This is a genomic window from Zoogloea sp. (genome assembly GCF_041908905.1).
Taxonomy (GTDB): domain Bacteria; phylum Pseudomonadota; class Gammaproteobacteria; order Burkholderiales; family Rhodocyclaceae; genus Zoogloea.
This window is the reverse complement of the sequence record NZ_JAYREK010000044.1, coordinates 1-24,807: the sequence shown is the minus strand read 5'-3', so window position 1 is coordinate 24,807 and position 24,807 is coordinate 1. Positions and strand designations below refer to the sequence as shown.

Genomic DNA, 24,807 nt, shown 5'->3' with positions numbered 1-24,807 from the left:
GTGGGGGAAGGCGGCTTACTGGTCGATCCGGCGGAAGGCGCCGTTCAGGTAGACGAGGGCCTGGCCGTCGGGCCGCTCGCGGACCGACAGCACCTCGCACAGGAAGGCGTGGTGGGTGCTCTCGTCGAACATCTTGATGACGCGGCAATCGAAGCTCGACAGGGTGTGCTCGAGGACGGGCGCGCCGGTGACGAGGGTGGTCCAGTTGCCGGTGTTGAAGCGGTCCTCGCCATGGACGCCTTCGACCATGCCGGCGAAGGTGCGGGCGACGTCTTCCTGTTCGCCGGACAGCACGTTGACGGCCAGCGCGGCGCGCTCCCGGATCAGTTCGCTGGCGAGGACGTTCTTGTTGACGAAAACCACCAGGCGCGGCGGATCGGTGGTCACCGAGCAGACCGCGGTGGCGGTCAGGCCGGCGCGGCGTTGGCCGTCACCGGCGGTGATGATGGAAACGCCGGCGGCCAGGTGGCGCATGCCGTTGCGCTGCTCGGCGGGGCTGACCGTCGGCAGGGCCGACAGGGCGGGGCTGCCCATGTCCTGGGCGGGGGTGGCGTGGACGGTGGTCTGGCTCAGGTCTGTCATCTCATCTCTCCGTGGGGCCGGCCGGGCGTGGGCCGGGCCGGCCGCTGCGCTATCGTCAGACCTTGACGCCGAAGGGGTTGGCCTTGGGCAGCGGGTTGCCCAGCAGGTGGCCGCCGAGCAGGTCGCCGATGTTGTCCTGGTTCTGGGTGATGTGGTTGGCGCCGACCAGCAGGTCGCGCATCTGGCGCTGCATCGGGCAGTTGAGCCACACGCCGCGGGTGGAGGTCTTCTTGAAGATCATGTGGGCCGCGTCGAAGACTTCACCGCCGGTGAACTGGTTGGAGGCGAAGTGGCGGATGCGCAGGTCGAGGGGCACCAGCTGGCCCCGGGAGGCGTAGCTCCAGGCTTCGTCGGTGTTGTGGAGCACGCGGGAGGTGGCGCCGAGGATCTTGGCGTAGGCTTCACCCAGGCGGTTCTTGATGAACGGATCCTGCACGGCGGCGCCGACGGCCTGGTTGAGGTTCTGGCGCGGGACCATGTGCTCGATGTAGAGGTCCACCATGCCGCGGGCCATGCCGATCAGCACCGACGAGACGGCGGCGTAGAACACATAGAAGAAGGGCATCTTGTAGAGGTTGTTGACGTGGCCGTGGGAGGCTTCGTCGTAGGCGGCGATCACGTGGCTGCGGTGCTCGGGCACGAAGACTTCCTTCACCAGCAGCTTCTTGCTCCCGGTGCCGGCCAGGCCGACCACGAACCAGTCGTCGATGATCTCGAAGTCGCTGCGCTGCACCCAGAAGGAGCGGAACACCTGCTCGCCGTTCTCCTGCACCCGGCCGCCGAGGAAGGCGCCGCCGGCGGCGTGGTCGCAGCCGCTGGAGGTGAGCCATTCGCCGTTGAGGACGTAGCCGCCGTCAACCTTGGTGACGGTGCCGAAGGGCGCATAGGAGGAGGACACCAGGCGGGTGTTGTCCTCGCCCCACAGCTCGTCGCCGCAGCGGGTCGGCAGCAGGCCGATCTCGAAGGGGTGCACGCCCAGCACCATCACGTTCCAGGCGCTGGACGGGCAGCCGCGGGCCAGCTCCATCAGCACCTTGTTGAGGACGTTGGGGTGCATCTCGTAGCCGCCCCAGCGCTTCGGCTGGAGGATCTTGAAGAAGCCGGCGTCCTGGAACTTCTGGATGGTTTCGGGGGAAACCATGCGGGCCTTCTCGCAGGCCTCGGCGCGTTCGCGCAGCCAGGGGATGAGGGCTTCGGCGCGGGCGACGATTTCGGTTTCGGTGGGGATGAGGGGTTCGGGGGCGTTCATGTTGCGGTCTCCTTGGTGTGTTCCGGTGTCGGATCGGGCCGGGGGGCTCAGGCCGGTTCGGCGCTGACCACCCCGTAGCCGGCGATCCATTCGTTGATGGCGCGGTAGTAGTCCTGGCGGGCGGCGTAGGGGCCCGTCGCGGCGAGGGCCGAGAAGGCGGCGACCCAGGTGCGGATCTCGTGGGTCGAGCGGCCGGCGGCGCGGGAGATCTCGTCGATCTGGAAGCCGTCGATTTCGGCCAGGCGGCCTTCGACCAGCAGCCTGATGAAGGCCAGATCCCACTCGGCGTTGAGCGGGGTCTGGGGGCACGCGGGGGTGCCATAGACCTTGCCGGCGGCGATGGTGCGGGCCTGGCGGGCGGCGCGGGCTTCGGCGGTCGGGTTGCGGCCGGCGATCAGAAAGTTGGCGATCTCGTCGGGGGCGTTGGCGAGCAGGGGAACCGGGGGTTCGTGGGACAGGCCGCCGGTGCCGAGGATCAACACGCGCTTGTCGAGGGTGGCCAGGAAGCGGCCGACCGCTTCGCCCAGCTTTCGCACGCGGCGGTAGGGCCCGAAGGGCGGGGCGACGGAGTTGATGATGATGGGGATCACCGGATAGCGGGTCAGGCTGCCGGTCAGCTCCTCGAGGGTCTGGGTGCAGCCGTGGTCCACCTGCAGGCGGTGGGACAGGGCGATGTCCACGTCGTTGTCGAGGATGAAGCGGGCCATCTCGAGGGCCAGCTCGCGGGGAATCGACAGGGGACCGGGCAGGGTCTGGTAATCGGCGACCGACTCGGCGGCGGTGGCGATCACGAACGGCGGCATCAGGTCGTAGAACAGGCCGTTGTAGTGGTCCGGCGCGAAGACCACGATCAGCTCGGGGTCGAAGGCTTCCACCTCGGCCCGGGAGCGGGCGAGGATGTCATCGACCTCCTTCACCACCTCGGTGCCGGGGTCGTTGAGTCCGCGCAGCGGGGTGTGGGAAAGGCATTTCAGTTTGATGCTCATGGAGTCTCCTTGCGCCCCGGGCGCTTCTGGCCGGCCTGAACGACGCGCTGATCTTGTGTGTCAGCCTCCCGCAGGGAGGCCCGGTGGTGGCGCCCGATTGCGTAGGCCTTGGTGATTGACGAGGCGGATTCTATAGACGCCGCGGGAATCGGGCGCGGCAGAGGTGAGTGATGTCCACTGAATGCACGACTATGTTTTTTAAGGATATTTTTGTGTTTTTTGACCTGTGTGAAGGGGTGTAAGGGGCCGTGCGGGAGGTGGAACGAAAAAAACCGTACAAAAAGTACGGTTTTCGGGTGGGGAGGGCGCACCTGCTGGCGGTGGGGCCCATGGCCCTTTAAAACGCCAAGGCCGGCGCCCTGGTGGAGCGCCGGCCTTGGTCAAGTGCCGTGGGGCCTGCGGCCCCTGCGGGCCGTGGCGGCTAGGACTGCTCAGTCCAGGCTCTGGCCGTGCTTGTCCCTGGCAAAGGCCACGGCAAGGAGCGACACCAGCGCGCAGCCGATGATGAACACGCCGATCGGGATGTAGCTGCCGCCATATTGCTGCAGCAGCCAGGTGGCGATCAGCGGTGCCGGCCCGCCCACCAGCGCCGCGCCGATCTGATAGCCGAGGGAGACGCCGGTGTAGCGGACTTCCGGGCTGTAGCTTTCGGCGAACAGGGTGCCCAGCACGGCGCCGTACATCGACCAGATGACGCCGAAGCCGATCGTCACCGCGAGGAACAGCAGGCCGGCCGATTTCTGGTTGAGCAGCCAGAAGTACGGAATGATGTAGACGATCATGGCGATGCCGCCGAGGGTGTACATCTTCTTGCGGCCGATGCGGTCGGAGAGGGCGCCGACGGCCAGCATCACCGGGATGGCAACGATCGCCGCCAGCAGGATGGCGTTGAGGGCCGTGCCGCGGGTGAAGCCGACGCTGATCGCGTAGGTCAGCGAGAAGGTCGCGAAGATGAAGAAGGTGGAGGTCTCGAGCAGCTTGGCGCCGATGGTCACCAGGACGGCGCGCCAGTGGTGCTTCAGCGTCTCGAGCAGCGGCACGCGGGCCGTGGTGTTCTCGGCGCGCACCTTCTGGAAGGACGGGGTCTCGTCGACGGCATTCCGGATCCACAGCCCCAGGCCGACCAGCAGCACCGAGAGCAGGAACGGAATCCGCCAGCCGTAGGCCAGGAACTCCTCGTTGGTGAAGATGGCGTTGGCGCCCGAGGCGGTCAGGTTGCCGAGGGCGAGGCCAAACAGGGTGCCGGTCTGCGGGATCGCGCCATACAGCCCGCGCTTGTTGCTGGGGGAATACTCCACGGCCATCAGCAGGCCGCCGCCCCACTCGCCGCCCAGGGCGAGGCCCTGCAGCAGGCGCAGGAAGGTGAGCAGGATGGGCGCCCAGTAGCCGATCGCGTCGTAGGTCGGCATCAGGCCGATGCCGACGGTGGCCAGGCCCATGATGGTCAGCGTCATGACCAGCGTCTTCTTGCGCCCGATGCGGTCGCCGATGTGGGCGAACACGACGCCCCCGACCGGACGGATCAGGAAGGCCAGCGCAAAGGAGGCCAGCGACAGCATCTGGCTGGCGACGGGGTCGGCGGACGGAAAGAAGAGCGGCGCGAAGACGATGCTCGCCATCGTGCCGTACAGAAAATAGTCGTACCATTCGACCGCGCTTCCGAGCAGTGCCCGGCGACGGGTGGCATCATCGATCTGCCGTGCCTTGTCCATGTGGTTCGTCGTGCTCATGTGTTCCCCCCGGATTCCTGGGTTGTCGTTTGTTTTGCCGGCCGGGTGCTGGCCGGGTTGGCGGGCAGGGAGTCTGCCCTGCAGTCACGTTATGCCTAGTCATTCCGTCTGGAAATTGGGACGCATCCGGACTAGGGGTCACCCCATTTCCCCAAAATCGCCCGGCGCCGGGCTCGCCGGCTGATTTCCGATGACCCACCGCTTCCGGATCCCGGCCCTGCCGGCGCTGTTTCGCACGCTCACGATCCGCTCGCGCATCCTGCTCGTCGCGTTGCTGAGCATGGCCGGCTTCATTGCGCTGGCGGCGCTCTCGGTGCATGTCGTCCGGCAGCAGATGATCGAGGACCGGCTGACCAAGATCCGCCATCTCACCGAGGTGGGGCGCGGTATCCTGGCTTGGCAGCACCAGCGCTTCCTGCGGGGCGAGATCGACGAGGCGACGGCCAGGCAAAAGGCGCTCGATCAGCTGCGGGCGCTGCGCTATGGAAACAACGAGTATTTTTTCGTCGATGATTTCGATTGCGTGTCGATCCTGCTGCCCATCCTGCCCCAGTGGGAGGGGCGCAACTTCTCCGACGAGGTCGACGGCAACGGCAAGTTCTTCGTGCGGGAGCAGCGGGACGTTGCGCTGGCGGGGGGCGGCACCGTCTATTACAAGTTTCCCAAGCACGACGGCCGGCCCAGCGTCGACAAGGCGGCCCACATCCTGCCATTCATGCCGTGGCGCTGGCTGATCGGCACGGGGGTCTATCTCGACGACGTCGATCAGGAGGTCCGCGAGATGCTCGGCCGGCTGCTGATCGGCTTTGGTCTCGTGCTGGCCGTCAGCAGCGTGCTGGTGACGCTCGTCTCGCGCAGCATCACCCGGCCGCTGGAGCAGCTGACCCGCGTCATCCACCGGCTGAGCGAACGCGACTACCGGGTGGCGATCGCCGACCAGCAGCGCGCCGATGAAGTCGGGGACATCGCCCGGGCGCTCGAGATCTTCCGGCGCACCGGTAGCGAGTTCGAGGCGCTGCAGCGCGAATTGCGTCGGCGGGAGGCGGCCGCGGCGGAGGAGCGGGCGGCCTGGCTGGAGCAGCAGCGCGAGGACGCGATCCGCCTCGAACAGTCGTCGCGCCTGATCACGGTCGGCGAGATGGCCAGCAGCCTGGCCCACGAACTCAACCAGCCGCTGGCGACCATCACCAATTACTGCCGCGGCTGCGTCGGCCTGCTCGAGAGCGGTTGCGTCGACCGGGACACGCTGCTCGAGCCGATGCGCCGGGCCACCGAGCAGGCGTTGCGGGCGGCGAAGATCGTCAGCCGCGTCCGCACCTATCTCAAGCGCAGTGAGCCGCTGCTCGACCCGGTCGATCCGGGCGAGATCATCGCCACGACCGCCGGCCTCGCCGGGGCGGAGGCCCAGCGCCTGGGCGTCGAGCTGCGCGTCGAACTGCCGGCCGTGCTGCCGAAGATCCGCGCCGACCGTATCATGCTGGAGCAGTTGGTGCTCAACCTGGTACGCAACGCCATCGACGCGATGCGCGACGTCACCGCGCCCCGCCGCCTCACCATCACGTGCTCCCCTGCCGGGCCGATGCTGGAAACGACGGTGGCCGATCAAGGCCCCGGCATCGCCGCGGCCGACCGGGAGAACATCTTCCGCCCCTTCTTCACCACCAAACCGGACGGCATGGGGATGGGGCTCAACATCTGCCGCTCCATCATCGAGTTCCACGGCGGCCGGCTGTGGGTCACCGATGGCCCGGAGGGCGGCGCGGTCTTCCATTTCACCCTGCCCATCACGAGGACGGACGATGAACCACCCGGCGCATGACGCCCATTATGTGATCCATGTCGTGGACGACGACGACGCCTTCCGCGAGTCGCTGGTCTGGTTGCTGCGCGCCCGCGGGTATGCGGCGCAGGGCTATGATTCGGCCGAGAGTTTTCTGGCCGTCTGCGAGCAGGTGCTGTTCGGCGTGCTGCTGGTGGATGTGCGGATGCCCGGCGCCAGCGGCATCGAGCTGCACGAGCGGCTGCGGAGCGGTGCGATCCACATCCCGACCCTGATCATGAGCGGCCATGCCGATCTCGACATGGCGGTCGCCGCGTTCCGCAAGGGCGTGGACGATTTCCTGCAGAAGCCGCTCGACGACAATTACCTGCTCGCGAGCATCGACCGCTGCATTGCCCGGGACCGCGAGGTGAAGCGGGCGACGGCAGGCTTCGAGGATGCCAGCCGTCGGCTGGCCAGCCTGTCGGCCCGCGAGCGGGAGGTCTTCGATCTCATCCTCACCGGCCTTTTGAACAAGAACATTGCCGAGCGGCTGGGGCTCAGCATCAAGACCGTCGAGGTCTATCGTAGCCGGGTGATGGAGAAGGTGGGTGCCCGGTCGGTGCTGGAACTGGTCAGGTTCTGCCTGAGCGCAAAGGTCAATCCGTGAACGATGCCCAATAAAAAGGCCGGCGCCTTGAGGGGCACCGGCCTTGATCTGCCGCTGGGGGCAGACGGTGTTTCTTAGTGGAACTGCTCTTCTTCGGTGGAGCCGGTGAGGGCCTTGACGGAGGAGGAGCCGCCCTGGATCACGGTGGTCACGTCGTCGAAGTAGCCGGCGCCGACTTCCTGCTGGTGGGACACGAAGGTGTAGCCCTTCTCGCGCGCAGCGAATTCCGGCTCCTGCACCATCTCGGTGTAGTGCTTCATGCCTTCGCCGCGGGCGTAGGCGTGGGCGAACTGGAAGGTGTTGAACCAGTTGATGTGGATGCCGGCCAGGGTGATGAACTGGTACTTGTAGCCGAGGGCGGACAGCTCGTCCTGGAAGGCGGCGATGGTCTTGTCGTCGAGGTTCTTCTTCCAGTTGAAGGACGGCGAGCAGTTGTAGGACAGCAGCTTGCCCGGGCAGGCGGCATGCACGGCCTGAGCGAACTCGCGGGCGAAGCCGAGGTCCGGGGTGCCGGTTTCGCACCACACCAGGTCGGCGTACGGAGCGTAGGCGACGCCGCGGGAGATGGCCTGCTCGAGGCCGTTCTTGACGCGGTAGAAGCCTTCCTGGGTGCGCTCGCCGGTGCAGAACGGCTTGTCGTTGGCGTCGTGGTCGGAGGTCAGCAGGTTGGCGGCCTCGGCATCGGTACGGGCCAGGATCAGGGTCGGAACGCCCATCACGTCGGCGGCGAAGCGCGCGGCGATCAGCTTTTCGATGGCTTCCTGGGTCGGCACGAGCACCTTGCCACCCATGTGGCCGCACTTCTTGACGGCAGCCAGCTGGTCTTCGAAGTGCACACCGGCGGCGCCGGCGGCGATCATGTTCTTCATCAGTTCGAAGGCGTTCAGCACGCCGCCGAAACCGGCTTCCGCGTCGGCGACGATCGGCAGGAAGTAGTCGATGAAGGCCTCGTCACCCGGGTTGATGCCACGGGACCACTGGATCTCGTCGGCACGCTTGAAGGTGTTGTTGATGCGGCGAACCATGGTCGGGACGGAGTCGTAGGCGTACAGCGACTGGTCCGGGTACATGGTTTCGGAGGTGTTGCCGTCGGCGGCGACCTGCCAGCCGGACAGATACACGGCCTCGAGGCCCGCCTTGGCCTGTTGCATGGCCTGACCGGCGGTGATGGCGCCGAAGGCGTTGACGTAGCCCTTCTTGGCGCCGCCGTTCACCTTCTCCCACAGCTTCTTGGCGCCGTTCTGGGCCAGGGTGTACTCGGGCTGGAGGCTGCCACGCAGGCGCACGACGTCAGCAGCGGAGTAGCCGCGCTTGACGCTCTTCCAGCGGGGGTTTTCGGCCCAGTCTTTTTCCAGAGCGGCGATTTGCTGTTCGCGGGTCAGAGACATAGTGTCATCCTTTACAAATAGAGGGAGGGGAAGCCTGGGGGCGGAACTCCGGCCGGGGAGCCGGGGGTCGCGCTGTTACCTCAGCGGTTTGATCGCCTCGTGGTGCTCCGGAAGGGGACGTCACCGCAACGAAGATCAATGCGTGCAGTATAGGCAAGATCTTGCACGGCAGCAATAGGTCTTATATAAGACATAAGAAATAAATATCTGTTCATAAACAGATATTTATCTTCTATTTTTTGCATCGTGAAATAATCTTGGGCTTGGTGAAATGAAAAATCGTTGCGCCGCGTCGTGATGCACTGCACTTACAGCAGTGGAGACTCGGAAACGATCACGCCGTCTTCGTCGGCATACAGCCACTGGCCGGGGGTGAAGGTGACGCCGCCGAAGGTGACCGGGATGTCGCGGTCGCCGGCGCCCTTCTTGATGCTCTTCATGGGGTGGGTGCCGAGGGCGAAGACGCCGATGTCCATCCCGCCGATCGGGCCGGAGTCGCGGATGCAGCCATACACGACGATGCCGGCCCAGCCGTTCCGGACGCCCAGCAGGGCGAGCTGGTCGCCGACCATCGCACAGCGCATCGAGCCGCCGCCGTCCACCACCAGCACGCAGCCTTCGCCCGGCCCCTCGAGGGTGCTGCGCACCAGGGCGTTGTCCTCGAAGACCTTGAGGGTGCGGATCGGGCCGGCAAAGCGCTGCTTGCCGCCGAAGCTGCGGAACATCGGGGCGACGGCGCGGACCTTGCCTTCGTTGGCGTCGCAGAGGTCGGTGGTCTGAAAATCCATGGCTGACTCCGGGTAAGGTATAAAAAAACGGGCGGCCTCGTGGCCGCCCGTGGTCATGACGTGTGAGACGGAAGCGACTATACCGTAACTTCCGCGAGCTCTTCGAACTGGAGCTGGACCTTGCCGTCGTCGTCCACGTCGATGGTGACGCTGCCGCCGCCGGAGAGGCGCCCGAACAGCAGCTCGTCGGCGAGGGCCGCGCGGATGGTGTCCTGGATCAGGCGGGCCATCGGGCGGGCGCCCATCAGCGGGTCGAAGCCCTTCTTGCCCAGCCATTCCTTGAGCTTGTCGGTGAAGTGGGCGTCCACCTTCTTCTCGTGGAGCTGCGCCTCGAGCTGCATCAGGAACTTGTCGACGACCCGCATGATGATCTCGGGGTCGAGGGCGCTGAAGGAGATCGTGGCGTCGAGCCGGTTGCGGAACTCCGGCGAGAACTGGCGCTTGATCTCGGCCATCTCGTCGCCGGCCTCGCGCTTGGCCGAGAAGCCGATCACCGACTTCTGCATGGCCTCGGCGCCGGCGTTGGTGGTCATGATGATGATGGTGTTGCGGAAGTCCGCCTGCCGGCCGTTGTTGTCGGTCAGGGTGCCGTGGTCCATCACCTGCAGCAGGATGTTGTAGATGTCCGGGTGGGCCTTCTCGATTTCGTCGAGGAGCAGCACGCAGTGGGGCTTCTTGTTGATCTGCTCGGTGAGCAGGCCGCCCTGGTCGAAGCCGACGTAGCCCGGCGGGGCGCCGATCAGCCGCGAGACGGCGTGGCGTTCCATGTACTCGGACATGTCGAAGCGCACCAGCTCGATGCCCAGGGTATAGGCGAGCTGGCGGGCGACCTCGGTCTTGCCGACGCCGGTGGGGCCGCTGAACAGGAAGGCGCCGATCGGCTTCTGCGGGTTGCCGAGGCCGGAGCGCGACATCTTGATGGCCTTCGCGAGCGCCTCGATGGCGGCATCCTGGCCGAACACGACGTTTTTCAGGTCGCGGTCGAGGGTCTTGAGCGCGGCCTTGTCGTCGTTGGAGACGTTGCGCGGCGGGATGCGCGCGATCTTGGCGACGATCTCCTCGATCTCGGTCTTGCCGATGAGCTTCTTCTGGCGCGACTTGGGCAGGATACGCTGGGCGGCACCGGCCTCGTCGATGACGTCGATGGCTTTGTCGGGGAGGTGGCGGTCGTTGATGTAGCGGGCCGACAGCTCGGCGGCGCTCGACAGGGCGGAGGCGGAATACTTGATGCCGTGGTGCTCCTCGAAGCGCGACTTGAGGCCCTTCAGGATCTCGATGGTTTCATTGACCGAGGGCTCGAGCACGTCGACCTTCTGGAAGCGCCGCGACAGGGCGTGGTCTTTTTCGAAGATCTGGCGGAATTCGGTGTAGGTGGTCGCGCCGATGCACTTGAGCTGCCCCGACGACAGGGCCGGCTTGAGCAGGTTGGAGGCGTCGAGGGTGCCGCCCGACGCCGCGCCAGCGCCGATCAGGGTGTGGATCTCGTCGATGAAGAGGATCGCGTTGTGGGTTTCGACGAGTTGCTTGAGCACGGCCTTCAGGCGCTGCTCGAAGTCGCCACGATACTTGGTGCCGGCGAGCAGGGCGCCCATGTCGAGGGAGTAGACCTGGGCGTCGGCGAGGATCTCGGGCACGCGGCCCTCGACGATGCGGTGGGCCAGCCCTTCGGCGATGGCGGTCTTGCCGACGCCGGCTTCGCCGACCAGCAGCGGGTTGTTCTTGCGGCGGCGGCAGAGGGTCTGGATGACACGCTCGACTTCCTTCTCGCGGCCGATCAGCGGGTCGATCTTGCCGAGCAGGGCCTGCTGGTTGAGGTTCTGCGTGTAGTTCTCGAGGGCGCCGCCGGGGCTGCCGCCTTCGTGCTCCTGCTCGCCCTGTTCGGATTCGCTGGCCGGGCGGGCGGGGGCGGCACCGGACTGGGGCGTCTTGGTGATGCCGTGGGAGATGAAATTGACCACGTCGAGGCGCGAGATGTTCTGGCGCTGCAGGAAGTACACCGCGTGGGAATCCTTCTCGCCGAAGATCGCCACCAGCACGTTGGCGCCGGTGACTTCCTTCTTGCCGGACGACTGGACGTGGAGGATCGCCCGCTGGATGACCCGCTGGAAGCCAAGGGTCGGCTGGGTGTCGATGTCTTCGGTGCCTTCGACCCGCGGGGTGTGCTCGTTGACGAAGTTGGTGAGCTCCCGGCGGAGCTCGTCGATCTTGGCGGCGCAGGCGCGCAGCACCTCGGCGGCGGACGGGTTGTCCAGCAGCGCGAGGAGAAGGTGCTCCACCGTGATGAACTCATGGCGCTTCTGTCGGGCTTCGACAAAGGCCATGTGCAGACTGACTTCAAGCTCTTGGGCGATCATTTCAGTTTTCCTCCATTACGCAGGCCAGCGGGTGCTGATGCTGGCGCGCGTACGCGATGACCTGCTCGACCTTGGTGGCCGCGACGTCCCTGGGGAAGACTCCGCACACACCAACGCCCTCTCTGTGAACTTTGAGCATGATCCGCGTGGCTTGTTCGCGGTCCAGCCCAAAGAATTTCTGTATCACGGTCACCACGAAATCCATCGGGGTGAAATCGTCGTTGAGCAGCATGACCTTGTAGAGAGGTGGCGGCTTGAGCCGCGTGACCTCTGATTCAAGAACCGATTCGTCTTGTTTTTTGATGACCATGCGCCTCATTCTAAACAAGCTCGATGATTGTGCAAGAGTGAAGTCGCACAGTTTTTCAAGCGTTCAAGGCGCCGTTCCAGGGCCTCTTTTGTGCGTTGCGACATGGAAAAATAAGTGTCGATGGGCTTTGATTTTTTGTCGGTCGAGGAGTTCCGGCAAAGGCCGGAAAAGGGCTCTGGATGCTGTATTGCAGCAATTTTTTGACCCCATAAATGCGTTGACGGCCCAGGGCAAGTCACGTAAAAGCAGAAATGTGTTCGTTCCATGACGGGCGCGGGTTTCCTCGTCGAGTGTTCGCAGAAACGCCTTCAACGACCCGTCGCGTGCCGGGGTTCGATCACAGACCCGGTTTCCGGATCGTATTACTGAAATCAAGAAGGAATTAGCAATATGGCAACTGGTACTGTTAAGTGGTTCAACGACGCCAAGGGCTTCGGCTTCATTACGCCGGACGATGGCAGCGAAGACCTGTTTGCGCACTTCTCCGCCATCAACATGGCCGGGTTCAAGTCGCTGAAGGAGGGGGAGAAGGTTCAGTTCGAGGTCACTCAGGGCCCGAAGGGCAAGCAGGCGTCGAACATCCAGCGTGCCTGATCCTTCCGGCTGACCGGAGCCTGCGGGCTCTGGCGTCGTGATCCAGCCGCCGACGTGCGAGAGCGCGTCGGCGGTTTGTTTTTTGGGGCCTCAGCTGAAGTTTGCGTGCCGGCGCGGGGCGGGAATCTATCGGTTAACGTGAAAAAGCCCGCTCGGGGCGGGCTTCTTCATGTAGCAAGCGTTCAACAAGCGTCAGTCGCGTGCCGGAAGCAATTACTTCAGTTTGACTTCCTTGTACGGCACGTGCTTGCGAGCAACCGGATCGTACTTGCTGAATTCAAGCTTCTGCGGGGTGGTCCGCTTGTTCTTGTTGGTGGTGTAGAAATGCCCGGTCCCGGCAGTGGACTCGAGCTTGATCTTTTCGCGGCCGCCTTTTGCCATTTCGATCTATCTCCAGGTGTTAAAGGATCAGACCTTTTCGCCGCGAGCACGGAGCTCGGCGACGACGGCGTCGATGCCTTTTTTGTCAATGGTGCGCAGGGCAGCGTTGGTGACGCGCAGGCGTACCCAACGGTTCTCGGCCTCGCTCCAGAACTTGCGGTTTTGCAGGTTCGGTAGGAAGCGGCGCTTGGTCTTGTTGTTGGCGTGGGAGACGTTGTTCCCAACCATCGGTGCTTTTCCGGTCACTTGGCAAACGCGAGCCATTTGTTGCTCCAAACTTGGTTTTGATTCGGTAAGACCGTCGATTCTATAAGAAGAAGTGAGTTGGAATCAAGCGCTTGGTGCAATTCTTGTGAATGACGCCCGCGGCCGGTGCCCGCACCTAGAGCAGGCCGCGCTCGGCGAAAGATACCGGGCGGGCGTTTCCGGCGACGATGAAGTGGTCCAGAACCCGCACGTCCACAAGGGCCAGGGCCTTTTTGAGGGTGTCGGTGAGGGCCTGGTCGGCGTGGCTCGGCTCGCCCACGCCGGAGGGGTGGTTGTGGGCGAGGATGACGGCCGCGGCGTTGTGCCGGAGCACCAGCTTGACGACCTCCCGGGGATAGACCGAGGTCTGCGTGAGGGTGCCGCGGAAGAGCTCCTCGCTTCCCATCACCCGGTTCTGGGCGTCGAGGAGCAGGATCATGAAGACCTCGTGGGGTAGCTGGGCCAGCCGCAGGCGCAGCCAGTCGCGCACCGTGCCGGGGGAGTCGAGGACGTCGCGCCGGGCCATCTCCTCGCCGAGGGCGCGGCGGGCGAGTTCGAGCACGGCCTGCAGCTGGGCATATTTTGCGAGGCCCATGCCGGGGATCGCCGAGAAGGCCGATGCGGAGGCGTTGCACAGGGCGCTCAGGCCGCCGAAGTGGGTGAGCAGGTCGCGGGCGAGGTCGACGGCGCTCTTGCCGCGGATGCCGACCCGCAGGAACAGGGCCAGCAGCTCGGCATCGGACAGGGCGGCGGCCCCGCGGGCCAGCAGGCGCTCCCGCGGACGTTCGTCGGCGGGCCAGTCGGTGATTGCCATGGCGTGTACAATTCCAGTTTGTGCGGAACAGGGATAATACCATTAGCATGATCGAGCTGAAGGGCAGGAAACTTGTGCTGGGCGTGACCGGCGGGGTGGCGGCATACAAGGCGGCCGAGCTGGTGCGCCTGCTCGGCAAGGCCGGTGCCGATGTCCATGTGGTGCTCACCGAGGGCGGCGCCCGCTTCGTGACGGCGGTGACCTTCCAGGCCCTGTCGGGCAACCCGGTGTGGACCGACCTGTGGGATCCGCGCATGGGCAACAACATGGCCCACATCGACCTCACCCGGGATGCCGACGCGATCCTGATCGCCCCGGCCACCGCCGACGTGATGGCGAAGCTCGTCCATGGCCTGGCCGACGATCTGCTCACCACCCTTTGCCTCGCCCGCGATTGCCCGCTGCTGGTGGCGCCGGCGATGAACCGGCAGATGTGGGAGCACCCGGCGACCCGGCGCAACGTGGCCCGGCTGGTGGCCGACGGCGTGACCCTGCTCGGCCCCGCGGCCGGCGAGCAGGCCTGCGGCGAGGTCGGGCTGGGGCGGATGCTCGAGCCCGAGGAGCTCTGCGAGGCGGTGATCGGCTTCTTCCAGCCCAAGCTGCTGGCGGGGCGGCGGGTGGTGATGACCGCCGGGCCGACCTTCGAGCCCATCGACCCGGTGCGCGGCATCACCAATTCCAGCTCCGGCAAGATGGCCTACGGCCTCGCCCGGGCCTGCGCCCAGGCGGGCGCCGAGGTGGTGCTGGTGAGCGGCCCGGTGGCGCTGCCGGTGCCGGCCGGCGCCCGCCGGGTGAGCGTCAAGAGCGCCCTCGAGATGCGCGAGGCGGTGCTGGCGGCGCTGCCCGGCAGCGACGTGTTCATCGGCGTGGCGGCGGTGGCCGACTACCGCCCGGCGAACGCGGCGGAGCACAAGATCAAGAAATCCGGCGCCGAGCTGGCGATCACCCTGACGCCCAACCCCGACATCCTCGCCGAGGTTGCGGCGCTGCCCAATCCGCCGTTCTGCGTCGGCTTTGCGGCCGAGAGCCGCAATCTCGACGAATACGCCGAGGGCAAGCGGAAGGCCAAGAAGCTGCCGATGGTGGTCGGCAACCTGGTGCAGGACGGCCTCGGCGGCGACGACAACGAGGTCGTGCTGTTTGATGAGGTCGGCCGCCATCCGCTGCCCAAGGCCCCCAAGCCCGAGGTCGCCCGGGCGATCGTCGCCCACCTGGCGGCCCTGCTGCCCCGCAACTAGACACCGCTCTCACCTGAGGACCGCCCCATGCACCGTATCGATATCCGGATTCTCGACGAACGCCTCAAGGGCCAGCCCCCGGCCTATGCCACCAGCGGCTCCGCCGGGCTGGACCTGCGGGCCTGCGTGGACGCGCCGCTGGTGCTGTCGCCGGGCCACACCCTGCTGGTGCCCACCGGCATCGCCATCCACCTGGCTGACCCGGGTCTGGCGGCGATGATCCTGCCGCGCTCCGGGCTGGGCCACAAGCACGGCATCGTGCTGGGCAACCTGGTCGGGCTGATCGACTCCGACTACCAGGGGCAGATCTTCGTCTCGGTGTGGAACCGTGGCCACGAGCACTTCACGATCCAGCCCCTGGAGCGGATCGCCCAACTGGTGGTGGTGCCGGTGCTGCAGGTGGGGTTCAATGTGGTCGAATCCTTCGACGAGAGCGAGCGCGGTGCCGCCGGTTTCGGCAGCACGGGCAAGCATTGATGCGCCACGCGGGCATTCCCACCGGCGTGCATGTGCTCCTCGAGCGCGGTGGCGAGGTGCTGCTGATGCGGCGCGCCGGCACGGGCTTCTTCGATGGCCTCTACAGTCTGCCGGGCGGGCATGTGGAGGAGGGCGAGTCGATACGCGCGACCGCGGTGCGCGAGATGCGCGAGGAACTCGGTGTCGGGGTGGCGGAGGACGCCCTCGAGGTGCTCGGGGTGGTGCATCGGCGCTCCGACACCAACCGCATCGACTTCTTCCTGCGGGCCCAGGTCTGGGTGGGTACGCCGCGGATCGCCGAGCCGCACAAGTGCGACGACCTGCGCTGGTTTGCCCGCAACGCCCTGCCGGAGGCCATCGTGCCCTACGTGCGCGACGCCCTCATGGCCGGCGCAGGGCCGTGGATTCGCGAATCCGGCTGGGCCTGATCCGGCGCCGCGTTGACGGCTCCGCCCGCGGGTTGCGGGCTCAGCTGCCCGCCGCCGCATCGCCCGCGAAGGCGTTGCAGAAGCGCAGCTCGGCCGGGTAGGGGTAGAAATCCTCCACGTAGCCGCTGCGGATCTTGGCCTGGGCGTCCTGCCAGAACTTCGGGTCGAGCAGCTGGCGGTGGTGCTGCAGGAAGGCCTTGCGGATCTTGGGCTGGCCGAGCAGGAAGGTGGCGAACTCCTCGGGGAAGACGTCCATCGGGCCGGCGCTGTACCAGGGCTCGCCGGACATCTCGGCCTCCTCGTTGGGGGCCGGCGGGATCTTGCGGAAGTTGCAGTCGGTCATGTATTCGATCTCGTCGTAGTCGTAGAAGACCACGCGGCCGTAGCGGGTGACCCCGAAGTTCTTCCACAGCATGTCGCCCGGGAAGATGTTGGCGATGGCCAGCTCGCTGATGGCCTGGCCGTATTCGCGCACGGCTTCCTCGATCTGCGCGTCGGTGGCCTTGGCGAGGTAGATGTTGAGGGGCGTCATGCGCCGCTCGATGTACACGTGCTTGACGACCAGGGTGTCGCCGTCCTCCTCGATCACCGACGGGGCGAGCTCCTTGAGCTGGGCGATCAGGTCGGGGTGGAAGCGGCTGCGGGGCAGCGCGACGTTGGAGAACTCGAGGGTGTCGGCCATCCGCCCGACCCGGTCCACCTGGCGCACCAGCAGGTACTTGCGCTTCACCGTTGCCCGGTCCATGTTCTTCGAGCTGCCGAACGTGTCCTTGATGATCTTGAACACGTAGGGGTAGGACGGCAGCGTGAACACCAGCATCACCAGCCCGCGGATGCCCGGCGCCTCGATGAACTGGTCGTTGGAGTGGCGCAGGTGGGCGATCAGGTCGCGGAAGAAGATCGTCTTGCCCTGCTTGCCCAGGCCCAGCATGGTGTACAGCTCGGAGCGCGGCTTGTTGGGCATGATGCTGCGCAGGAACTGCACGTAGCCCGACGGCACCTCCATGTCCACCAGAAAATACGCGCGGGACAGCGAGAACAGCAGCGAGATCCGCCAGCGGTCGAGGAGCACCGTGTCGAGGTAGAGCATCCCCGAGGCGCCGTGGCGGACGGCCATCGCGAAGGGGTATTCCTCGTAGCCGTTGATCGCCTTGCCGATGATGTAGGCGGTCTTGTTGCGGTAGAAGGCCGAGTACAGCACCTGGATCTGGCAGTTGACCTCCATCTTCGGCCAGTTGCCGCCCAGGTGGGCCTGCACGGTGCGCATCACATAGTCCACGTCCCGGTCGAGGTCCTCGAAGGCGCGCTGCCAGTCGAAGTCCTCGATGATGCGGCGGATGCTGGCCCGCAGGCCCTCGTCGGCGGGGTAGTAGCTGGAGTAGGTGGGTGGGAAGGATTCGATGTAGTCGGTGGAGATCGCCGGCCGGGCGAAGAGGTAGGTGTTGTTGAAGTAGTCCCGGTGCAGGATCTTGGTGGTGACCGAGTTGAAGAAGGTCTCGGCCAGTTCGGGCTGCTTGTGGTTGATCAGCAGCCCGATGTACTGCAGCTTGGCGGCCTGCCAGGTGGCGTCGTCGACGGAGGCGGCGTCGAACTCCTCGTGGAGGCGCTGGACGGTTTCGTTCACCCGGTCGTCGTAGAACTGCACGCGCTCGCGCACCGCCTGGAGCTGGCCCTGCCAGTCGGCGGCCTCGAAGCTCTCCTTGGCCCGCCGGGAGGTCTCGCGGAAGATCCGGTAGTGCTTGTTGAAGCCCTCGACCATGGCCTGGGCGATGGCCAGGGCGACCGGGTTTTCGTTGCGCTGGGCGTCCATGGTGGGCTCCTCCGTCGGTCGTGCTCGGGAATGATCGCCGGCCGCGATGGCGGCGGGTGGTGGCTGCAGATACTAGCACCCGCCGGACTATCTGGAACGCATCGCTCCATGCTGCGCTGCAGCGTCGTAAATCCCTGTCGGCATTGCGCTTTTAGCGTTCCGCCGTTTCGTCCATAATCGAAACAGCCGGCCGCCTCCGGGCGGCAGCGGCGCAGCGCATGGCGTGGCCGGCGGTCTCGCGCAGATCCACCGGCCGCCGCCCGACCCATTCAAACAGGCGTGATCCATTCGAGGGAGTTGATATGAGTTCTTCATTCATCAAGGTTCCTGCAGGCGGTCAGAAGATCGTTCCCGGCCAGCCGGTCCCCGATAACCCCATCATTCCCTTCATCGAGGGCGACGGCATCGGTGTCGACATCACCCCGGTGATGATCAAGGTCATCGACGCGGCGGTCGACAAGGCCTACGGCGGCAAACGCAAGATCCACTGGATGGAGGTCTTCGCCGGCGAGAAATCGACCCAGCTCTACGGTCCCGACGAGTGGCTGCCGAAGGAGACCTTCGACGCCCTCAAGGCTTACGCGGTGTCGATCAAGGGGCCCATGACGACGCCGGTCGGCGGCGGCATCCGCTCCCTCAACGTGGCGCTGCGCCAGGAGCTCGACCTCTACCAGTGCCTGCGCCCGGTGCGCTACTTCAAGGGCGTGCCCTCGCCGCTGAAGGACCCGACCAAGACCGACATGGTGATCTTCCGGGAGAACACCGAGGACATCTATGCTGGCGTCGAGTGGCAGGCCGATTCGGAGGCAGCGCAGAAGGTCATCAAATTTTTGCAGGACGAGATGGGGGTCAAGAAGATCCGCTTCCCCGAGCACTGCGGCATCGGCGTCAAGCCGGTGTCGGTGGAGGGCAGCTCGCGCCTGATCCGCGCGGCGATCAAGTACGCCATCGACAACGACCGCAAGAGCGTGACCCTGGTGCACAAGGGCAACATCATGAAGTTCACCGAGGGCCTGTTCCGCGATGTGGGCTACAAGCTGGCCCAGAGCGAGTTCGGCGCCCAGCCCATCGACGGCGGGCCGTGGTGTTCGTTCAAGAACCCCAACACAGGACGCGAGATCGTCATCAAGGACGCCATCGCCGACGCCTTCCTGCAGCAGATCCTGCTGCGGCCGGCCGAATACGACGTGATCGCCTGCTGCAACCTCAACGGCGACTACATCTCGGACGCGCTGGCGGCCCAGGTGGGGGGCATCGGCATCGCACCGGGGGCCAACATCTCCGACCAGTACGCCTGCTTCGAGGCGACCCACGGCACCGCGCCCAAGTACGCCGGCCTCGACAAGGTCAATCCGGGCTCGCTGATCCTGTCGGCCGAGATGATGCTGCGCCACATCGGCTGGCGCGAGGCGGCCGACCTGGTCATCAAGGCGATGGAGGCGGCCATCGGCGACAAGCAGGTCACCTACGACTTCGCCCGCCTGATGGACGGGGCCACCGAGCTCTCCTGTTCGGCCTTCGGCGACGCGATGATCGCGCGCATGTAAGCCGGGGCGGCGCTGCAGGCTCTTTCGCGCCTGGTGGCGTCCGTTCCACGCCCTCCGGCGGCCTCCGCTTCGCGCCTTGATGCGGCGGGCCGCCGTTTCCTTCCCGCCGCCGGCGCTGCGGCGCTTGCTCACGGAGGGTTTCAGCGCCGCCGCCCATGGCGGTTTCGGTGCAGGGCGGGGCAATACATGATATTTTCTATAGTTGGCCGCGCACGCGAGTGCGGGCCCACGTACGTGGCGACAAAAGATCGCCATCGCTCTGGTTGTTGGATAAAGAACATAGAGGGAAGTTAAATGGCTGCAGGGAAATCGAAGATCATTTACACACTCACGGACGAGGCGCCGCTCCTGGCTACATGCGCATTTCTTCCCATCATCCGGACCTTCACCGGCCCGGCCGGGATCGAGATCGAAAAGGCCGACATCTCCGTTTCGGCGCGCGTTCTCGCCGAGTTCTCCGACTACCTGAGCGACGAGCAGAAGGTGCCCAACACCCTGGGCGAGCTGGGCGCCAAGACCCTCGAGGCGGACGCCAACATCATCAAGCTGCCCAACATCAGCGCCTCCGTGGCCCAGCTGAAGGCCTGCGTCAAGGAGCTGCAGGCCAAGGGCTACCCGATCCCGAACTATCCGGAAGACCCGAAGACCGACGAGGAAAAATCCATCGCCGCCCGCTACGGCAAGTGCCTCGGCTCCGCGGTGAACCCGGTCCTGCGCGAAGGCAACTCCGACCGCCGCGCGCCCCTCGCCGTCAAGAACTACGCCCGCAAGAACCCGCACTCCATGGGTGAGTGGAAGCAGTGGTCCCGTACCCACGTCTCCCACATGCACAGCGGCGACTTCTACCACGGCGAAAAGTCGATGACCCTCGACAAGGCCCGCACCGTGCGCATGGAGCTCATCGCCAACGGCGGCAAGATCAGCGTCCTGAAGCCGAAGATCGCGCTGCTCGAAGGCGAGATCATCGACTCCATGTTCATGAGCAAGAAGGCGCTGTGCGAGTTCTACGAGAAAGAGCTGGAAGACTGCCGTGAGTCCGGCATCCTGTTCTCGCTGCACGTCAAGGCCACCATGATGAAGGTCTCGCACCCCATCGTCTTCGGCCACTGCGTCAAGATCTTCTACAAGGAAGCCTTCGAGAAGCACGGCGAGCTGTTCAACGAGCTGGGCATCAACGTCAACAACGGCATGGTCGACCTCTACGAGAAGATCAAGACCCTGCCCGAGTCCAAGCGCGACGAGATCATCCGCGACCTCCACGCCTGCCAGGAGCACCGCCCCAAGCTGGCAATGGTCGACTCCGCGAAGGGCATCACCAACTTCCACTCCCCCAACGACGTGATCGTCGACGCCTCCATGCCGGCGATGATCCGCCAGGGCGGCAAGATGTGGGGCGCCGACGGCAAGCAGTACGACACCAAGGCCGTGATGCCGGAATCCACCTTCGCCCGGATCTATCAGGAGATGATCAACTTCTGCAAGACCAACGGCAACTTCGACCCGAAGACCATGGGTTCGGTGCCCAACGTCGGCCTGATGGCGCAGAAGGCCGAGGAGTACGGCTCCCACGACAAGACCTTCGAGATCATGGAAGACGGCATCGCCAACATCGTCGACGTGGATACCGGTGAAGTGCTGCTCACCCAGAACGTCGAAGCCGGCGACATCTGGCGGATGTGCCAGGTCAAGGATGCGCCGATCCGCGACTGGGTCAAGCTGGCCGTCACCCGCGCCCGCAACTCCAACACCCCGGCCGTGTTCTGGCTCGACCCGTACCGTCCGCACGAGAACGAACTGATCAAGAAGGTCACCCGGTACCTCAAGGATCACGACACCACCGGCCTCGACATCCACATCATGTCCCAGGTCCGTGCGATGCGCTTCACCCTCGAGCGTGTGATCCGCGGCCTTGACACCATCTCGGTCACCGGCAACATCCTGCGCGACTACCTCACCGACCTGTTCCCGATCATGGAACTCGGCACCTCCGCCAAGATGCTGTCCATCGTCCCGCTGATGGCCGGCGGCGGCATGTACGAGACCGGTGCCGGCGGTTCTGCGCCGAAGCACGTCCAGCAGCTCACCGAAGAAAACCACCTGCGCTGGGACTCCCTCGGCGAGTTCCTGGCCCTGGCCGTCTCTCTGGAAGACCTCGGCATCAAGGAAGGCAACGCCCGCGCCAAGCTGCTCGCCAGGACCCTCGACGCCGCCACCGGCAAGCTGCTCGACAACAAGAAGTCGCCGTCGCCGAAGACCGGTGAGCTCGACAACCGTGGCTCGCAGTTCTACCTCGCCATGTACTGGGCCCAGGAACTGGCCAACCAGACCGAAGATGCCGAGATGGCTGCCCACTTCGCCAAGCTGGCCAAGACCCTGACCGACAGCGAAGCGCAGATCGTCGCCGAGCTGAAGACCGTGCAGGGCAAGCCGGTGGATATCGGCGGCTACTACAAGGCCGACTCCGAGAAGTGCAAGGCCGTGATGCGCCCGAGCCCGACGCTGAACGCTGCGCTGAAGGCTGCTCGCGCCTGATCGGCCTGCCTGACTGAAAGCCGGGCGGTGGATCGTCACCAGGTCCCCCGCCCGTTGGTTCAAGCAAAAACCCGCTCACAAGGCGGGTTTTTTCATTGGTACGCCCGATTTCGTTTCCCGGCGACAGGGGGCCTGTCGAGGCGTGGCCACAAAAGCAAAAGGCCAACCCCGAAGGATTGGCCTAAGTGCTTGATGTTGCTGGTGGGCCCAGCAGGACTTGAACCCGCGACCAAGCGATTATGAGTCGGCAAAAAATGGGATTTTTCGGCGTTGATAGGGATTCATGAAATCACGCATCTGATTGAAAAATAAGGATTGATGGCTGATTGTGCGTTGATTGGTGTTGATGGATATTGCTAGAATCTGGCTACACCGTGGCTACACGGGCTGCCCGCCCAGCCAAATCACCGACCAAGCGACCATGCAACGAGAACGACTGACCCCCGACCGAATCCGCCGCTTCTCCTGTCCGGCCGATGCCAAGCAATCCTTCCTGTGGGACACCGACGCCCCGCGGCTCGCCGTGCGTGCGACTGCCGGCGCCAAGTCCTTCATCTTCGAGGCCAAGCTGAACCGGCAAACCGTTCGAGTGACCATCGGCGACGTGAAGGCATGGAACCTTGACGACGCCCGAGCCGAAGCCCGCCGCCTGCAAACCCTGATTGACCAGGGCACCGACCCGCGCCAAGAGAAGGCCGACAAGCAGGCCGCGATCGAGGCACGCAAGGCCGCCGCCGAGGCCGAGCAGCAGGAGCAGCAGCGGCAAGCCGTGACGGTGGGCGAAGCCTGGGCCGCCTACGTCGCCGCCCGTTCCCACAAGTGGGGCGACTCCCACAAGCGCGACCACGAGAAGGCCATCCAGCCCGGCGGCGAGCGCATCACCCGGGGCCGCAAGAAAGGGCAGGGGGAATACTCGCTGCCCGGCATGGTGCATTCCCTGTTGCTCGAACCCTTGAAGGACCTGACCCCCGAGCGCCTCACGGCATGGATGCAGGAGAACAACGCCCGCGGAGCGACCGAGGCGGCGAAGAACTTCCGCCTGCTGCGGGCCTTCCTCAACTGGTGCGCCGAGCGCCCGGAGTATGTCGGCCTCGTTCGTGCTGACGCCTGCCGCACGTCCGAGGTGCGGGATCACGTGAAGGCCGTCAAAGCGAAGGGCGACAGCCTGCAGCGGGAGCAGCTGACCCTGTGGTTCGAGCACGTCCGCCAGCTTGGCAACCCGGTGCACGCCGCCTACCTGCAAACGGCCCTGCTGACCGGCGCCCGCCGCGAGGAGCTGACCGGCCTGGGCTGGGCCGATGTGGATTTCCAATGGAAGAGCCTCACGATCCGGGACAAGGTGGAAGGGGAGCGCATCATCCCGCTGACGCCCTACGTCGCCGCTTTGCTGGCCTCATTGCCGCGCCGCAATGAATGGGTGTTCTCCAGCCCCTCCGCGGAATCCGGCCGCCTGCAGGAGCCCCTGAAGCCCCACAAGAACGCGATGCAGGCCGCGGGCCTGCCGCCCTTCACGCTGCATGACCTGCGCCGTAGCTTCGGCACCCTGGCGGAGTGGTGCGAGGTGCCCGTGGGCGTGGTGGCTCAGATCCAGGGCCACAAGCCGTCCGCCCTGGCCGAGAAGCACTATCGCCGCCGGCCGCTGGATCTGCTGCGCATGTGGCACGTGAAGATCGAGGCGTGGATTCTCGAACAGGCTGGCATTGAGCAGCCGGGCGAGGGCCAGGCGCCGGAGCTGCGGGTGGTCGGTTGATGTCGATGCAGCGCCTCATTCTCGATGTCTTTATGCTTGACGTTAAACGTTGCGCGTTCTATGGTGAACACAGATGACGATTCGTTCTTTTCGTTGCGCAGACACTGAGGCGCTGTATCAAGGGCTACGCCCTCGGCGATTCCGCAACATCGAGGCCACCGCAGAGCGGAAGCTGCAGATGCTCGATGCTGCTCAAGAGCTGAAGGACTTGCGGGCGCCTCCAGGCAACCGCCTCGAGGCCCTCCTCGGAGACCGGGCCGGCTGGCACAGCATCCGCATCAATGACCAATGGCGCGTGTGCTTCATCTGGACCCCGCAAGGGCCGGAGAACGTGGAAATCGTCGATTACCACTGAGGAGATTCATCATGCCGACGAACAACATGCGCCCCATCCACCCGGGGGAAATCCTTCGAGAGGAGTTTCTCGTACCCCTGGGGAAGAGTGCCAACGCCCTCGCGATGGATCTGCACGTCCCGGCGCCCCGGATCAACGACATAGTGAGGGAGCGCCGGGCGGTGACACCTGACACGGCCCTGCGCCTGGCTCGCTACTTCGACACCACGCCGCAGTTCTGGATGAACCTGCAGATCAGCTATGACCTGAAGCAAGCCGAGGCGGAGGTCGGCGCACGGGTCGAGCGAGAGGTGCAGCCGATGCAGGCCGAGGCAGCCTGACCGAGCACCAACGCCGCGCCTACCTCGACGGGGGGAACACCGGGCACCTTCACCCGGCCGGCGCGGCGCCCAACATGAAGGGCGCACGAAGGAGCGCGCATGGAACCAAAAGACGCGGCTTTTTTTGCACAGGGCTTTAGATCGAGAGAATGGAGAATTTCAACAAGGGCTGATGAGCTTCTTAGGGCGAACACGCCTGAGCAACTGGCCCGAATTGCAGCGGAAGGCGAAGAGCGCGAAAAGGAGTTGCAGAGGCGGATTGACGAGTTGAAGGCGCAGGGCACCGAGAAAGATGGGGTAATCGAAGAGCTCGCTCGCATGTACAACGAGAAGGACGGGCAGCACCAAGCTGAAACCAAAAAATTTCAACGCGCCAAAGCTTTGTTCTAGGCTATGTCACCGTTACCTGTGGAACCGTACCCCCTGCAATCTGTCTGAATATACAGTTTTGCTGCAATCAGGAGGGTGGCGATGAAACCGCTTGATTTCAAACATATCC

Annotated in this window: 24 protein-coding genes; 12 read left to right on the top strand and 12 right to left on the bottom strand. The window is 65.1% G+C overall.

Translation table 11 applies throughout. The annotated features are described in order from the left end of the window. Positions 1-15: 15 nt before the first annotated feature. From ACE3OU_RS16790 to ACE3OU_RS16775, 4 genes are all read right to left on the bottom strand, one after another. Positions 16-582: a flavin reductase family protein gene (locus ACE3OU_RS16790; RefSeq protein ID WP_374242700.1), complete on the bottom strand. Its 567-nt coding sequence runs from the start codon at positions 580-582 to the stop codon at positions 16-18. Between the two features lie 55 nt (positions 583-637). Next, positions 638-1,831 carry an acyl-CoA dehydrogenase family protein gene (locus ACE3OU_RS16785; RefSeq protein ID WP_374242699.1) on the bottom strand — a complete coding sequence of 398 codons (1,194 nt, stop codon included), beginning with the start codon at positions 1,829-1,831 and terminating at the stop codon, positions 638-640. A 47-nt stretch (positions 1,832-1,878) separates the two neighbouring features. Further along, positions 1,879-2,817: a 3-carboxyethylcatechol 2,3-dioxygenase gene (locus tag ACE3OU_RS16780; RefSeq protein ID WP_374242698.1), complete on the bottom strand. Its 939-nt coding sequence runs from the start codon at positions 2,815-2,817 to the stop codon at positions 1,879-1,881. Positions 2,818-3,248: 431 nt separating this feature from the next. Continuing rightward, positions 3,249-4,547 (bottom strand): MFS transporter, encoded by a 1,299-nt coding sequence (locus ACE3OU_RS16775; RefSeq protein ID WP_374242697.1) that lies wholly within the window; start codon positions 4,545-4,547, stop codon positions 3,249-3,251. Positions 4,548-4,737: 190 nt separating this feature from the next. On the opposite strand from ACE3OU_RS16775, the gene ACE3OU_RS16770 reads away from it, so the two are divergent. Both ACE3OU_RS16770 and ACE3OU_RS16765 read left to right on the top strand, forming a co-directional pair. Then, a complete protein-coding gene (locus tag ACE3OU_RS16770; protein WP_374242696.1) occupies positions 4,738-6,366 on the top strand; it encodes a cache domain-containing protein in 1,629 nt (542 codons plus the stop codon). Next, positions 6,347-6,976, top strand: coding sequence for a response regulator transcription factor (locus ACE3OU_RS16765; protein WP_374242695.1), 630 nt, complete (start codon positions 6,347-6,349; stop codon positions 6,974-6,976). Before ACE3OU_RS16770 ends, ACE3OU_RS16765 begins: the two co-directional genes overlap by 20 nt. Positions 6,977-7,050: 74 nt before the next feature. Here ACE3OU_RS16765 and aceA read toward each other — a convergent pair whose 3' ends face one another. From aceA to clpS, 4 genes are all read right to left on the bottom strand, one after another. Beyond that, positions 7,051-8,364, bottom strand: a complete 1,314-nt coding sequence (gene aceA / locus ACE3OU_RS16760) for an isocitrate lyase (RefSeq protein ID WP_374242694.1) — start codon at positions 8,362-8,364, stop codon at positions 7,051-7,053. A gap of 308 nt (positions 8,365-8,672) precedes the next feature. Beyond that, positions 8,673-9,152, bottom strand: a complete 480-nt coding sequence (gene rraA, locus ACE3OU_RS16755) for a ribonuclease E activity regulator RraA (RefSeq protein ID WP_374242693.1) — start codon at positions 9,150-9,152, stop codon at positions 8,673-8,675. Positions 9,153-9,229: 77 nt separating this feature from the next. Further along, on the bottom strand, positions 9,230-11,506 hold the full coding sequence (gene clpA / locus ACE3OU_RS16750) for an ATP-dependent Clp protease ATP-binding subunit ClpA (protein WP_374242692.1): 2,277 nt from the start codon (positions 11,504-11,506) through the stop codon (positions 9,230-9,232). A gap of 1 nt (position 11,507) precedes the next feature. Beyond that, complete coding sequence (clpS, locus tag ACE3OU_RS16745) at positions 11,508-11,816, bottom strand: ATP-dependent Clp protease adapter ClpS (protein ID WP_374242691.1); 309 nt, start codon at positions 11,814-11,816, stop codon at positions 11,508-11,510. Between the two features lie 390 nt (positions 11,817-12,206). Between clpS and ACE3OU_RS16740 the strand changes: the two genes are divergently transcribed. Then, complete coding sequence (locus tag ACE3OU_RS16740; RefSeq protein WP_298603546.1) at positions 12,207-12,410, top strand: cold-shock protein; 204 nt, start codon at positions 12,207-12,209, stop codon at positions 12,408-12,410. 213 nt (positions 12,411-12,623) lie between these two features. Here the strand turns inward: ACE3OU_RS16740 and rpmG are convergent, their stop codons facing one another. From rpmG to radC, 3 genes are all read right to left on the bottom strand, one after another. Next, entirely contained in the window at positions 12,624-12,791 is a 168-nt protein-coding gene (gene rpmG / locus ACE3OU_RS16735) for a 50S ribosomal protein L33 (RefSeq protein WP_298603544.1), read from the bottom strand. A 27-nt stretch (positions 12,792-12,818) separates the two neighbouring features. After that, a complete protein-coding gene (gene rpmB, locus ACE3OU_RS16730) occupies positions 12,819-13,055 on the bottom strand; it encodes a 50S ribosomal protein L28 (RefSeq protein ID WP_141349921.1) in 237 nt (78 codons plus the stop codon). A gap of 118 nt (positions 13,056-13,173) precedes the next feature. Then, entirely contained in the window at positions 13,174-13,851 is a 678-nt protein-coding gene (radC, locus tag ACE3OU_RS16725) for a DNA repair protein RadC (RefSeq protein ID WP_374242690.1), read from the bottom strand. Positions 13,852-13,898: 47 nt separating this feature from the next. Between radC and coaBC the strand changes: the two genes are divergently transcribed. The 3 genes from coaBC to ACE3OU_RS16710 are packed head-to-tail and all read left to right on the top strand — an operon-like array spanning position 13,899 to position 15,994. After that, on the top strand, positions 13,899-15,089 hold the full coding sequence (gene coaBC, locus ACE3OU_RS16720) for a bifunctional phosphopantothenoylcysteine decarboxylase/phosphopantothenate--cysteine ligase CoaBC (RefSeq protein ID WP_374242689.1): 1,191 nt from the start codon (positions 13,899-13,901) through the stop codon (positions 15,087-15,089). Positions 15,090-15,116: 27 nt separating this feature from the next. Then, positions 15,117-15,566 carry a dUTP diphosphatase gene (dut, locus tag ACE3OU_RS16715; RefSeq protein WP_374242688.1) on the top strand — a complete coding sequence of 150 codons (450 nt, stop codon included), beginning with the start codon at positions 15,117-15,119 and terminating at the stop codon, positions 15,564-15,566. Further along, positions 15,566-15,994 carry an NUDIX domain-containing protein gene (locus ACE3OU_RS16710; protein ID WP_374242687.1) on the top strand — a complete coding sequence of 143 codons (429 nt, stop codon included), beginning with the start codon at positions 15,566-15,568 and terminating at the stop codon, positions 15,992-15,994. The genes dut and ACE3OU_RS16710 overlap by 1 nt, the downstream gene beginning before the upstream one ends. 40 nt (positions 15,995-16,034) lie before the next feature. Here the strand turns inward: ACE3OU_RS16710 and aceK are convergent, their stop codons facing one another. Next, the gene (gene aceK, locus ACE3OU_RS16705) at positions 16,035-17,804 is read right to left on the bottom strand and encodes a bifunctional isocitrate dehydrogenase kinase/phosphatase (RefSeq protein WP_374242686.1); all 1,770 of its coding nucleotides are present in this window, start codon (positions 17,802-17,804) and stop codon (positions 16,035-16,037) included. A 302-nt stretch (positions 17,805-18,106) separates the two neighbouring features. Between aceK and icd the strand changes: the two genes are divergently transcribed. From icd to ACE3OU_RS16675, 6 genes are all read left to right on the top strand, one after another. Next, positions 18,107-19,351 (top strand): NADP-dependent isocitrate dehydrogenase, encoded by a 1,245-nt coding sequence (icd, locus tag ACE3OU_RS16700; RefSeq protein ID WP_374242685.1) that lies wholly within the window; start codon positions 18,107-18,109, stop codon positions 19,349-19,351. A 294-nt stretch (positions 19,352-19,645) separates the two neighbouring features. After that, a complete protein-coding gene (locus ACE3OU_RS16695) occupies positions 19,646-21,883 on the top strand; it encodes an NADP-dependent isocitrate dehydrogenase (RefSeq protein ID WP_374242684.1) in 2,238 nt (745 codons plus the stop codon). Between the two features lie 421 nt (positions 21,884-22,304). Then, the gene (locus ACE3OU_RS16690) at positions 22,305-23,633 is read left to right on the top strand and encodes a tyrosine-type recombinase/integrase (RefSeq protein WP_374242683.1); all 1,329 of its coding nucleotides are present in this window, start codon (positions 22,305-22,307) and stop codon (positions 23,631-23,633) included. A gap of 73 nt (positions 23,634-23,706) precedes the next feature. Then, positions 23,707-23,988 carry a type II toxin-antitoxin system RelE/ParE family toxin gene (locus tag ACE3OU_RS16685; RefSeq protein WP_374242682.1) on the top strand — a complete coding sequence of 94 codons (282 nt, stop codon included), beginning with the start codon at positions 23,707-23,709 and terminating at the stop codon, positions 23,986-23,988. 11 nt (positions 23,989-23,999) lie between these two features. Beyond that, positions 24,000-24,308 carry a HigA family addiction module antitoxin gene (locus ACE3OU_RS16680; protein WP_374242681.1) on the top strand — a complete coding sequence of 103 codons (309 nt, stop codon included), beginning with the start codon at positions 24,000-24,002 and terminating at the stop codon, positions 24,306-24,308. Positions 24,309-24,407: 99 nt separating this feature from the next. Further along, on the top strand, positions 24,408-24,698 hold the full coding sequence (locus ACE3OU_RS16675) for a hypothetical protein (protein WP_374242680.1): 291 nt from the start codon (positions 24,408-24,410) through the stop codon (positions 24,696-24,698). Positions 24,699-24,807 lie beyond the last annotated feature (109 nt).